The sequence below is a fragment of the Faecalibaculum rodentium genome, from assembly GCF_001564455.1.
GTDB classification, from domain to species: domain Bacteria; phylum Bacillota_I; class Bacilli_A; order Erysipelotrichales; family Erysipelotrichaceae; genus Faecalibaculum; species Faecalibaculum rodentium.
The window spans coordinates 2,319,149-2,331,486 of the sequence record NZ_CP011391.1; the positions used below are offsets into that span (position 1 = coordinate 2,319,149).

10 protein-coding genes and 1 pseudogene are annotated in these 12,338 nt (G+C 57.4%); 1 reads left to right on the plus strand and 10 read right to left on the minus strand.

What is annotated here, in order from left to right; all coding sequences use genetic code 11:
- The first annotated feature begins 171 nt into the window (after positions 1-171).
- Positions 172-1,020 carry a DUF368 domain-containing protein gene (locus aalo17_RS11310; RefSeq protein ID WP_067559629.1) on the plus strand — a complete coding sequence of 283 codons (849 nt, stop codon included), beginning with the start codon at positions 172-174 and terminating at the stop codon, positions 1,018-1,020.
- 386 nt (positions 1,021-1,406) lie between these two features.
- On the opposite strand, the gene aalo17_RS11320 is transcribed toward aalo17_RS11310, so the two are convergent.
- From aalo17_RS11320 to aalo17_RS11365, 10 genes and pseudogenes are all read right to left on the minus strand, one after another.
- The gene (locus aalo17_RS11320; RefSeq protein ID WP_067559635.1) at positions 1,407-2,819 is read right to left on the minus strand and encodes an FAD-binding oxidoreductase; all 1,413 of its coding nucleotides are present in this window, start codon (positions 2,817-2,819) and stop codon (positions 1,407-1,409) included.
- Positions 2,812-4,020, minus strand: coding sequence for an FAD-binding protein (locus tag aalo17_RS11325; protein ID WP_067559638.1), 1,209 nt, complete (start codon positions 4,018-4,020; stop codon positions 2,812-2,814). The genes aalo17_RS11320 and aalo17_RS11325 overlap by 8 nt, the downstream gene beginning before the upstream one ends.
- A 55-nt stretch (positions 4,021-4,075) precedes the next feature.
- Positions 4,076-4,864: an electron transfer flavoprotein subunit beta/FixA family protein gene (locus aalo17_RS11330; RefSeq protein WP_067559641.1), complete on the minus strand. Its 789-nt coding sequence runs from the start codon at positions 4,862-4,864 to the stop codon at positions 4,076-4,078.
- A gap of 469 nt (positions 4,865-5,333) precedes the next feature.
- Entirely contained in the window at positions 5,334-6,029 is a 696-nt protein-coding gene (locus aalo17_RS11335; RefSeq protein ID WP_067559644.1) for a FadR/GntR family transcriptional regulator, read from the minus strand.
- A 189-nt stretch (positions 6,030-6,218) separates the two neighbouring features.
- A complete protein-coding gene (locus aalo17_RS11340; RefSeq protein WP_067559647.1) occupies positions 6,219-6,746 on the minus strand; it encodes a TetR/AcrR family transcriptional regulator in 528 nt (175 codons plus the stop codon).
- 7 nt (positions 6,747-6,753) lie between these two features.
- Positions 6,754-7,701 (minus strand): UDP-N-acetylmuramate dehydrogenase, encoded by a 948-nt coding sequence (murB, locus tag aalo17_RS11345; RefSeq protein WP_158507798.1) that lies wholly within the window; start codon positions 7,699-7,701, stop codon positions 6,754-6,756.
- Between the two features lie 241 nt (positions 7,702-7,942).
- Positions 7,943-9,580 carry a peptide ABC transporter substrate-binding protein gene (locus aalo17_RS11350; RefSeq protein WP_067559653.1) on the minus strand — a complete coding sequence of 546 codons (1,638 nt, stop codon included), beginning with the start codon at positions 9,578-9,580 and terminating at the stop codon, positions 7,943-7,945.
- 199 nt (positions 9,581-9,779) lie between these two features.
- Complete coding sequence (locus aalo17_RS11355) at positions 9,780-10,277, minus strand: hypothetical protein (RefSeq protein ID WP_236940478.1); 498 nt, start codon at positions 10,275-10,277, stop codon at positions 9,780-9,782.
- A 19-nt stretch (positions 10,278-10,296) separates the two neighbouring features.
- A pseudogene (locus aalo17_RS13385) lies at positions 10,297-10,749 on the minus strand (RNA polymerase sigma factor); the annotation flags it as partial.
- Between the two features lie 18 nt (positions 10,750-10,767).
- Positions 10,768-12,306, minus strand: a complete 1,539-nt coding sequence (locus tag aalo17_RS11365; protein ID WP_067559662.1) for a glycerophosphodiester phosphodiesterase — start codon at positions 12,304-12,306, stop codon at positions 10,768-10,770.
- Positions 12,307-12,338 lie beyond the last annotated feature (32 nt).

Genomic DNA, 12,338 nt, shown 5'->3' on the forward strand with positions numbered 1-12,338 from the left:
TTAGCAGTGCTAAACTCCAAATTTTATAACGCAAATCCTATTATTACGTTTTTCCAAACATCGTCAATAGAAAGACCTGAATTTCGTTCCAATTCGTATTTCGCTGCCAGAGTCCGGAAGCCATCTGATATAATCCCGGGGTACAAACGAAATAAGGAGAACAATACAAGAATGCTGAAACGAATCCTCCAGGGCGTGGTGGTGGGCATCGCCAACATCATTCCAGGTGTATCCGGCGGAACCATGCTGGTGTCCATGGGGCTGTATGACCGGCTCATCGAATCCATCACCCACCTGTTCCGGGACTGGAAAAAATCTGTCCGGTTCCTGCTGCCGATCTTCATCGGGGCCGGACTGGCGCTGGTGCTGCTGGCAAAGCTCTTCGAATACCTCCTGGGCACGTGGCCGGTCCCGACCAACCTCGGGTTCTGCGGCCTGATTGCCGGGAGCCTGCCGTTCATCCTGAACAAAGTCCGTCACAAGGGCTTCAACACGAGCATGGCGGTCTGCTTCCTGCTCTTCTTCGCCCTGGTGGTCGGCATGGCGCTCCTGGGCGAAAACAGCGGAGCCCAGGCCAGTGTGGCCATCACGCCAATGAACGTGATCCTGCTGTTTCTGGTGGGAATCATTGCCGCGGCGACGATGGTGATCCCCGGGGTCTCGGGCAGCATGATGCTCATGCTCCTGGGCTACTATGAGCCGATCCTGCACCTGATCAATCAGTTTGTGTCCGGTCTCATCCACTTCGACATGGGAAAACTCCTGCCGGCGTGCGGCGCCCTCATTCCCTGCGGCCTGGGAATCGTGGTGGGGATCTTCGCGGTGGCGAAGCTCATCGAATGGGTGATGGACCGCTGGCCGGCTCAGACGTACTGGGCGATCATTGGCCTGATCGTGGCCAGTCCCGTGGCGATCCTGCTGAACACCGACTGGGCCGGCTTCAGCTGGATGCAGCTGCTCATCGGTGTGGTCACCTTCGGCCTGGGCTGGTTTACCGCCAGCAAGCTCGGCGGAGACTAGGAACCTGCGGCCGGTCCGGCAAATTCCAGAGGAATTTGTCGGCCGGCTCCAGGTTCCGGCAGTATAGAGTTGCATGAACCGTTCAAAAAATCCGGGCTGCCTGTGATGAGGCACCCGGATTTTTTGTCTGGATAAAGAGCGTTCGCGATGGGTCAGGACGCCGCAAACCACACCCTGGTGATGTGGCGGCTTTCCTTATCCGATTCCTCCTGTGCCGGCAAGTGTCCGATTCAGAAATCCGCAGACACCCCGAAACCGCCTCTGCTGCTCAACTGCACACCGCACTTGCAAGCCAGCCGGGTCTGTTCCCTTGAACACAGTCCTCCATCTTGAAACGACATGCAGGCCACGCAAATCCTGAAAGGATCCGGGTAGCCTGCACGTCGTTATGCCTGTGCGATCTTGTGGGGATTGAGCAGGTTCTTCGGATCGAACACTGCCTTGATGCCGTTCATCAGCTCCAGATCGGCCTCCGGCAGCGCTTCCTTCAGATACGGCTTCTTCGCAAACCCGATCCCGTGCTCTCCCGACACCTGTCCATGGAGTTCCCGCGCCTTCTTGTACACAAGTTCCATCGCCACATCGAGCCGGCGCTTCCATTCCTCATCCGACAAATCGTCCTTCAGCAGATAGGCATGCAGGTTCCCGTCCCCCGCATGGCCGAAGCTCTTGATCCGCAGACCTGCCGCAGCCTGGACTTCATCGAAATATGCGACCATGTCATTTACACAGTTCCGCGGCACCACCATGTCCACTTCATCCATCAGCGTCGTGGACCCCTTGATGGCCTCCAGGAACGCGCCTCTTGCCTTCCAGATGGATTCCTCGCGCTCCTCCGTATCGGAAATCAGCACATCCAGCGCCCCCTGCTCCAGACAGAGATCCGCCACGGCTTCATACGCCGCATCCACTTCCTCCTGACTGCTGCCGTCAAACTTCAGCAGCAGATAGGCATCGGCGCTCTTGTCCGGGAACGGCTTCCCGAGATACTCCTCGGCATCCACGATGACCTGCCGTTCCATGAACTCGATCGCCGTCGGGATGTGACGGGACTTCACGATCACCGGCACGGTATCGATTGCCTGCTGCAGGGTCCCAAACGGCACCAGCAGCGACAGTGTCTTCTCCGGCTTCGGCAGCAGCTTCAGGATCGCCTTCGTGATCACACCCAGCGTGCCTTCCGACCCGATCATGAGATCCTTCAGGTCATACCCCGAGGAGTTCTTCACGACCTTGCCCCCGAACTCCACGATCCGGCCATCCGGCAGCACAACCTCCAGCCCCCGGACAAAGTCCCGCGTCACGCCGTACTTCACCGCGCGCATGCCGCCGGCGTTCGTGGAAATGTTCCCGCCGATTGTCGCAGATTTTTCGCCAGGATCGGGAGGATAGAAGAATCCGTGATCCTCCACAAACGCCGCCAGGTCCATCAGCAGGACCCCGGGCTCCACGGTCAGTGTCAGGTTTTCCTCATCCAGCTCCAGGATGGAGTCCATCAGCGTGGTATCCAGCATGATGCCGTGTTCCATCGCCACAGAAGACCCCACCAGCCCGGTTCCGGCACCGCGCGGCGTCACCGGAATGTTGTTGTCCCAGGCATACTTCATGACCCTCGAGACTTCCTGTGCGGTCTTCACCCGCACCACGATATCGGGATACGAAGCCACACCGCCCAGTTCGTCGTGGCTGTAGTCCTCCGGCAGGTCCACCCCGTACAGCAGCCGGGTGTCATCGCCAATGATTGCGCGGATCGCCTCGATATCCCCGTGATCCAGTCGCTTGTAGCTGCTCTCAGACATGTGCGGCTCCTTTCCTTGCCTCGATCCTTTGAATGAGTTCCGGCACCACCTCATAAAGGTCTCCCACCAGACAGTAGTTGGCGGTCTTGAAAATCGGTGCCTCGGGATCCGTGTTGATGGCAAAAATCTGATCCGAATGGTTCATTCCCGCTGTGAACTGCACAGCGCCGGATACCCCGCAGGTAATGATCAGCTTCGGCCGGACCGTGCGTCCCGAGAGCCCGATCTGGGTTTTCGCATCCATGATCCCGTCTTCCACCAGAGGCCTGGTGCAGGCCAGCTGCCCGTCCAGCAAATCCGCCAGCTCCTGCAGCATCTGCAGGTCCTCCGGCTTCTTCACCCCGCGTCCGGCCACTACCAGGACATCGGCATTTTCAATGGATTCCTCTTTGGGTTTCTCCACGATATCCAGCACCTCCACCCGGCTGACGAGCTTGCCGGAAGGCATGTGCCGGTTCACGATTTCGCCGGTTTCCCCAGGCATCCGCTCCGGCGCATTCATGATCTTGTAGCGCACCGTGGCCATCTGCGGCCGGTTGTTCGGCGTCTTGATATGCGCCATGATGTTGCCGCCGAAAGCCGGCCGGATCTGGGAGAGATCTGTCGATTCATCCATTTCCAGGATCGTGCAGTCAGCTGTGAGACCGGTATGCATTCTTGCAGCCACCCGGGGAGCCAGCTGCCGGCCCACGGTTGTGGCACCCACCAGAATCGAACCCGGCTGATAACTGTGGATGAAATCCTCGAACGCCGAAGTATAGGGTTCGATCGCAAACCTGGCCAGTTCCGGCTCATCGTACACGATCACCTGGTCAGCCCCGTAATGCAGCAGCTCATGCGCCTGCCTGTCGATGTTGTGCCCCAGAAACAGGGCATACACGGGCTGGTGGATCACTTCGGCCATTTCCCGGGCCTTGCCGATGAGCTCATAGGTCACCGGGTGAATGTTGCCGTCCACATGGTCGACATACACGGCGATTCCCTTCCACGCCGATTTGTCCACCGCCGGCTTCTTTACCGCGTCTTCCCGGAATTCCACGGCCCCCTTCGGTCCCTTGCGGACACACAAACGGCACATTTTGCAGGCGGGGCTGATGGAAAGATTTCCCTGGCTGTCCAGTTCCATGGCGCCGAAGGGACACAGATCCACAAGCACCTGCGGATCTTCGATATGTTCAGGATGCAGAATCAGTTCTGGCATAGGTCGTATTCCTGTCTTTCTTTCACTCGTTCAAAATGATGGCAATGTCACAGCATCAGATGAATTTCAGCTCTGTGAGCTTGTCCGCAAGATGCGCAGCCATAATGTTGCCAGGTTCGGTCCAGGTTTCCTTCTTGTCGTTTACATCCGGCGGGAAGATCCGGACCACCTGTGTGGGCGAGCCGTTCAGTCCGTAATGAGAGGCATCCCTGTCCTCCATGTCCTGCAGTGTCAGGACCTGGATTTCCCGGTGCTTCGATGCCTTTTTCCGGACATAGCTTGGCAGCCGGGGCATGAAAATGTCCTTGTCCACCGCCAGCAGGCAGGGAGTCTTGATGCGGGCGATTTCGATTTCGTCCGGCAGGTCCATGGAAATCACCAGATCCCTGTCCGTGACATCCCGGATCTCTTTCACATTCGCCACGCTGGGAATCCCCAGCCATTCGGCGATCTCGGACCCCACCTGAGCCGTGTCACCGTCGGTGGTCTGCTTGCCGCAGAGAATCAGGTCAAAGTCCCCTGCTGCCTTGATGCCCTGGGCCAGCGTATAGCTGGTAGCCAGCACATCCGCACCGCCGAAGCTGCGGTCGGAGATCAGCGTGCCGGAATCCGCACCCATGGCGAATGCTTCGCGGATCACCTGCTGCGCCTGTCCGGGGCCCATGGAAATGACATGGATCGTACCGCCGGTTTTTTCCCGGATCCGGAAAGCCGTCTCCAGGGCATAGAGATCATAAGGGTTCATTTTGCAGGAGGCACCGTCGCGTCTGATGACACCGGTTACGGGATCGACTTCCACTTTGCTGGAGGCGGGAACTTGCTTGATGCAGACCAGAATATTCATAATGTCCTCCTTTCCGGTTCTGCGCAGGAATCATCCTGTCTGACATGGGTTCGATGTGTTGTTTCTGACAGGCCCTTTATATTGGTCCTACCAATTTACACCTTCACCATACCGTCCCCTCCCCCGCGAATCAAGAGATTTAACCGCTTACAGTAAGCGGTTACTTACTGTTTTCCTGTCAGTCATTCCTCAGGCAGACTCTCCCTGCCCGGTCCGGGAATCCCCTCTTTTGAAGAAGCCATCAGGGTGATCCGGTCACAAACCGGGTCCTGTGAAACAGGAGAGAACATCCATTGCAAAGTCAGGTGGCCTCCGCTGAATTCCCGTCTCCCGCGCCTTTCTGCATTCTGCCCCGGCGATCTGCCTGCCGAAAACATGCAAAAGCCAGGATCCCGTCTCTGATTCAGGACACGGACCCTGGCTTTTTTCTTCTGTGTTTTCTCTCAAGCCGGAAAGATGCGGAAAAGTGCTACAGATGGCGGTACTGCTCGATGTAGCCGAAGTGGTTTTCCAGCCCCTGCTGCGCCTTGACCAGATTCCCTTCGATCAGCCCCTCCACCAGCAGCCGATGACTTTCCTCCAGCTTGTTGTTGCCCATCATGCCACGGATGATCCGCTGTCGCATGGTGGAAATATACCGGTCCATGAACGCCGTCAGTGCCTGGTAGCTGGCAATGAGGAAATCATTGGCACTCGCCTGCACAATCACTTTGTGAAGTTCCTTGTCACTGCGGATCCGTTCCTCCTCCGACTTTGCAGATTCCAGCCGCTCCAGCTCCTGCCAAAGCCTTTTCTTCTGCCCGGAGGTGATCCGCTGCACAGACAGCTCCAGGGCTTCCCGTTCAATCATCCAGCGGAACTCAGTCACATCCGACTCCTGCATTCCCCGCAGATAGTACAGAAAGGACAGCGCCTCGCTGATGGTGTCGTCGAAATTCAGTGCAATGTAGTTCCCGGAACCCTGTGTCGAGGAAAGGACCCCGAGGTTCTCCAGGACCCGCAGGCCTTCCCGCACAGAATTCCGGCTGATATCCAGCTGCGCCGCCAGCTCTCTTTCTGTCGGCAGCTTGTCCCCGGGTCGCAGGGAACCTGCGAGCACCTCCTGCCGGACAAAGTCCACCGCCGCCTTATACGTTTTCGGTCTCTCGTTTACCGTTGCATTCATACAGCTATTTTAGCAGACAGAGGCATTCCGAGACAGAAAGCCTTTCCTGCATCAGGAAAACCAATATCTGAATTCCCTTCGGTTTTGTGTCCTGTACTGTGCATTCACTGCATGCAGACAGCAAAAAAGGGCAGCGTAACCTGATTCTGGTCCAGGGCCACCCTGCCTGTTTCCGGAAAGACGGCTGCCTCAGCGGTACAGAACCTCAGCCGCTTTCTGCATGGAAGCGAAGCTTTTCTTCACATCCCCTCTCATACCACCAGCCATCCATTCTGTCATCAGCCCCAGCAGCAGACACTTGTAATACTGCGCAATGGCTTCCTTCTGCTCGGGGGTATGAAACTTTCCCAGATACTCCACGGACTCCAGGAATGTCGTGACCACAAAACCGCACACCCGGTGATAATACAGCTGCAGGTCGATCCGCGAACGTGAACGGAACAGATGCATGCAGGCGGAGCGGTTCTGCGACATGATATCCGCCAGGGCATCCACGCATTCCTGAAACGTCTGCGGACGATTCTGAAGGATCGTCCGCTCGAAAAGCTCCTGCACGGTGATCTCAATCATTCCCGGCAGATCCTCAAAGTAATAGTAAAAGCTGTTTCTGTTGATTCCCGCCCGGGTGACGATATCCGTCACCGTGATCTTGTCCGCGGGATTCTCTCTGGCCAGCTGCAGGAAGGCCTGCTGAATGGCGGTCCTTGTCTGCGACATTCCGGTCTCAGTCCTCCTGTTCTTCCCCTTCTTCCATCTCTGTCTCTGCCTGCCTGCGCAGTACAGCATCACGCGCCGCATCTGCCGCAGCATCCGGCCGGCGGATTTCCAGCTCCAGGCGGATACCGGAATCCGACTCCACTTTCTCCTGCACCTGTCTGACGAGTTCCAGGAACTCCCCGCACGTGGATTCCCCTGCATTGATCAGGAACCCCGCATGTTTTTCGGACACCATCGCATCCCCCACACGCAGTCCCTGCAGGCCGCTTTCGTGGATCAGCTTTGAGGCAAAGCTGCCGGCCGGGCGCTTGAACGTGCTGCCCGCCGATGCAGCTTCCATCGGCTGCTTGCTCCACCGCTTCTGTGTCAGCTCATCGATTCTCTGCTCGATTGCCCGTGTATCCCCCGGCCGCAGCCGGTACACGGCATCCACGATCACGCCAAACTCATCACTGAAGCGGGAGTGCCGGTACCCCATGTCCAGTTCCTCGCCTGCTGCGACATGGAGGTTGCCCCGGCGGTCCAGCCACCGGACGCTCTCCAGCACATCCACGGTCTCTCCGTCATAGGCCCCGGCGTTCATCACAATGGCGCCGCCGACGGTTCCCGGGATCCCCGACGCAAATTCATACCCCGCCAGTCCCGCCAGGCGGGTGAACCGTGCCAGTTCCTGATTCGTCGTACCGCTCTTCACACGCAGTCTGCAGGCATCCACCAGCTCGATTCCCGACCAGTTGGGTCCCAGGTGCAGGATCCAGCCATCGTATCCTTCGTCCGGAAACAGCACATTGGATCCGTTTCCAAGCACGAACAGCGGGGCTTCTTCCTCCAGGGACTCCTGCAGGATCTGCGCCATGTCTTCTATGGTTTCCGGCTCGAAAAACCGGCGGGCAGGTCCCCCGATTTTCAGAGTCGTATGGTTCTTCATTGGAACATTTTCTTTTGTATTGATCATACCCATATTTTAAGCACTGGCATGATGCAGTACAACGCCTGCGAACAGACAAACCCGGCACCGGGCGTCACATCTGGTTTGCCTGCCGATGATCGGCAGCATGTCCCAAGGGCCGGAATGGCGGTCCAGATCGACGGATCCGGCCTCCTGTGTCCGTTCCACGTGCATCGTGAGGCGAGAGAAAAGGGCAGCCCGCCTGTATGGGAGCTGCCCTTTGTGGTCTATGCCCTGCAGTCCGGTGCTATTCAGCCACGTCTGCGTTTTTGTAGAGGTTGGAGACACCGAATACGTGGTGGTCGATACCCGTCACCTTCGGGTTCTGGAGCACGGCGCCGCCCATCTGGTAGATGCCGGACACGGCTTCGTCATCCAGAAGGATCTGTTCTGCTTCCTGCAGCAGGGTCCAGCGCTCTTCAGGCGTTGCAGCGTCTGCCGCTTCGGCGAGTTTCGCATCATAGGCTTCACTGACATAGCTGCCATAGTTGTAGGCATTGCCTTCTGTCATGAGGCCCAGGAAAGCGGTGGGATCCGAGAAATCGGGAATCCAGCCCGTAAGGACGATATCAAAATCGTGGTCTTTCATCTTCGCCAGACGGTTGGCTTTTTCCTGCGGCAGCAGTTCGATGTTCAGGCCCTTGAGTTTCGATGTGCAGGCCTGGATGTATTCTGCCACGGGCTTCGCCGGGTCGGAGGAGTCACAGAGCAGGGTCAGGGTCACTTCATCTTTTCCCAGTTCCTTGAGGGCCTTGTCCAGATATTCCTGGGCCGCCTTCACTGCGTCGTCGCCTGCCAGTGCTTCCGGAGAGTCTGCGGTTTCGCGGTAGTCCTTGCCGTCAGGCCCGGTCGTGAAGCCGGCCGGCACAAATCCCGTCAGGACCGTGGAGCCATCCTTCAGGACGTTTTCCACCAGGTCCTTGCGGTCCACCACTGTGCTGATGGCCTTGCGCAGGTTTTTGTTGGCGAGGTCCTTGTTGTCATAGTTGTACTGGAGATACCACAGGCAGGACTCGGGTTCTTCCTTGAAGGCTTCGTTGTCCTTGTAGCGGTCGATCAGCGTGGAGTTCAGCTGCGTCCAGTCGGTGTTTCCGTTCTCAAAATCCAGTGCAGATGTGGAGAAGTCAGGAACCGCGTTGACTATGATGTTGTCCACCTTGACATTGCCTGCATCCCAGTAGTCGGCGTTCTTTGCCACCTTGACAGAGTTGCCCTTGGTCCATTCCACGACTTTGTACGGTCCGTTGGCCAGCAGGTTTTCCACCGCCAGGCCATACTGGTCGTCCTTTTCCTTATAGAATTCCTCGTTGATGGGATAGAAGGAAGGGAACACCATCAGGGACAGGAACTGCGGGCTCTTCTTGTCGAGTTCCACCACCAGTGTCTTGTCGTCTTTGGCCGTCACGCCCAGGTCCAGGTCGTCCTTGCCGTCGTACACGATTTCGTTGCCGTTCTTGATGCAGGCACCGTCATCCGTCACGAGGTAGGAGTACTCCGCTTCGTCATTGTGTGCCAGTTCGTTCCAGGCAAAGACAAAGTCCTGTGCCTTCACGGCTTCGCCGTTGCTCCATTTTGCATCCCGCAGCTTGAAGGTGTAGGTCAGCTGGTCGTCACTCAGTTCGTAGCTTTCGGCAATGGCGGGAATGATGTTGTTGTCCGCATCCAGTGTCATGAGGCCTTCGGTGAACATGCCGATCACGTCAAAGGATTTCTGGTCAATGGCCAGGATCGAGTTCAGGGAAACAACGTCGTTTTCCTTGGCGATGGTGATGGTCTTTCCGCCTTCGGCAGTGCCGGCTTCTGCGTTGCTGCCGCCTCCGTTGCCGCAGGCAGCCAGGCCCATGCAGGCGGCTGCTGTGCACAGCAGTGTGACTTTACGATTCATAAGAGAATTTCCTTTCTGCTTCTTAAGCAATGATGGCAACATTCTAGCATAGGTGCCGGGTTTCAGGATACATGTAAACGGTTTCGGTCCCATAAAGAACGCCGTTCTTTCCTGTCTTTTCCCCTGTCCCCGGCTTTCCCTGAAAAAGACCCCGGTCTGCCGGAGCCTTTTGCGTGCGGCATGGAGCTGTCTTTTTCAGTCAGTTCAGATCCTGGTAGTCAACGCCTTCCTGCGGATCGTCATAAGATGACCATTCGCATCCGTCAGCGGTTTTTTTCAGCTCGAAATACCGGCCACCCAGCTGAACGAAGGCCCGGTCATTTTCGTCGAAGCTGTCTGTCACATCGGCTTTTTTAACCTGGAAAGAAAGCCAGAGTCTGCCTTTTTCGTCCTTTGTGATGTTTTCAGCCAGGGTATCCGCCACATCCTGGGTATCCAGTCTGTAGTTCACGCCTTCCTCGTCAATGAAGGCCCCGCCTTCGCTGCGTTTGACGGTATACTTGCTCTCCGGTGTTCCCTTTTCCCGGATGACCCAGGTGCTGTCGTCCACTTTCTCCATCTCCGCCTCCTGCGCCTTGCCATCCAGCCACAGGGTCACGGTGGTGCAGATTCCTCCAAGATCGGCTGCATAGGCTGCGCCGGTGCTGCCAAACAGAACCGCGGCCCCTGGACAGTCTGGTCTTGACAGCCGTTTCACTCTGACCAGTCAGCTGCGCGATTTCCCGAATCGAGAAGTCCTCATAATAGTACAGCTGCAGCGTCACTCTGTATTTTGACGGCAGACTGCTCACGGCTTCATACAGCTCCTGACTGATCTGTGACCGGAATTCCGGAGCCGCAACCGATTCATCCAGAGCCGTCCGTGACCGCCGCCAGAAAGCCCGGCGAATATCCTTCGACTGATTCAGGACAGTCCTGAACAGCCATTTCCGGATATATTCCCGGTCTCTGAAATCCAGGTCACTCTGGCAGTATTTGATGAACGTCAGCTGAACGGCATCCTGGCTGTCCGCCGGATCCCGCAGCACAGCCAGCGCCGCTTTGTATAAATTGTCCTGATACTCCGGTATCAGCATTTCCACAGACAGTTTCATATCAGCAGTCTTTGAAGGTCCTTCACCTATACAACGATTCAGACGCAGAAAAGGCTGCAGGAACAGAAAAATCATTCCCGCCCTGCAGCCTCTTTACTGCCCAACCCTCTCTTCACAGTCCGCTATCGCCTGCACAGCCGCTGGCGTATCATCTGTGGTTAGTCCGTCCACACCCATCGCCAGGAGGACTTCCATCTGTCTTGGATCATTCACTGTCCAGGCGTAGATCCGCTTTCCTGCCTGGTGGACCTGTGCAATCATCTCCGGCGTGATGGCTCCCGCCTGTACAGAATAAATGTCCACGTCTGCCAGTGACGTCACATCGCTGATGGCGAAATTCAGCAGAAGCTCCGTGCCCATGGACGGATCCACCTCCCGGGCTGCAGCGAGCACACTGTGCCGGAACCCCGCAATGGAGCACTGCTCTCCCATGCCCGTCTCCCGGATCATTTCAGCCGTTTTGCGGGCTGTATCCACGGCTCTGGATGTGGACTTGATTTCTATGACCAGGTGAAGGTCAGACTCTTTCGCGTACGTCAGCACGTCTTTCAGTGCAGGCACCGCCTGTCCATCCTTCGTGCGAAGGGCTTTGATTTCCTGCGCCGACGCCTGTTCCAGATCGAGAGCGGTGCCGGTGACACGTTCCAGTGACTGATCATGACTCACATACAGGCCGCCATCTGCACTCTGGTAGACATCCAGTTCCGCCACCCCGGCTCCGGCCTCGTGGGCAGCCCGAAAACTTTCGAGAGTGTTTTCCGTAACCCCATGGGCATACCCTCTGTGGGCCACCACCACCGGTTTGATTCCGGCATCCCGGTCCATCAGCGGCCTGTCGGGCCATGCCACAGACAGGCAGATCACGATCGATACTGCAACACCCAGGACAGCTGCGGCAGGCGAACGCTGCACGGTCCTGGACAGTCCCAGAGTCCCGGCAGCCAGCATTCCTGAACCGAGGAGTACAGGCAGCGCCATGGAAGAGATCTGCCAGGCAGGCAGCAGCAGCCAGTTGACGGCGGTGACGGCAGGCGGAGCTGTGTAAAGGATTTCGCAGCCTGTCCGCACAAGCAGCGCCACTGCGGTTTCCAGGACTGCCAGCACCAGGGCAATCACGAACGCAGCCAGCGGATTGAGGTGACGGTGGCCAGGATCAGGGCGTCCCTTCTCCAGAAACGCTGCAAGTCCGGGCAGCGAGACAAGCGCCGGCCACGCCAGGAGCACCGAAACCAGCAGATACAGCAGAACGAGGGCGCCGATTCCCCGGATACCGTTTCCCAGCAGTGCTGACTGCAGCCCCTGTCCGAGCAGGGGGATCGTCCCGGCAAACAGAAGCGGCATCAGGAGCATTGCAGCTCCAGGCCATTTCCAGGACCGGGGATCCATCAGCGTCCCGCAGACTTTCAGGACCCGGATGAGGGACTGAAGCGGAGAATACCCCTTTGCAAACAGAGTGAACAGGCCGGTCAGCTCCCAGAGCCCCAGGAAGACAGCTGCCAAAGCCACAACCAGCATTCCGGGCAGCTGGTGAATCATCCGCCTGGCCAGAGGCCAGAAAACGAGGGAGGACAGGGCACGCCATCCCAGTTCATAGGTATATGCATGAAGCCAGAGGCTGAATCGGCTCGACATGAGATCATTCCTTTCAGAAAAGTTCTGTTTCA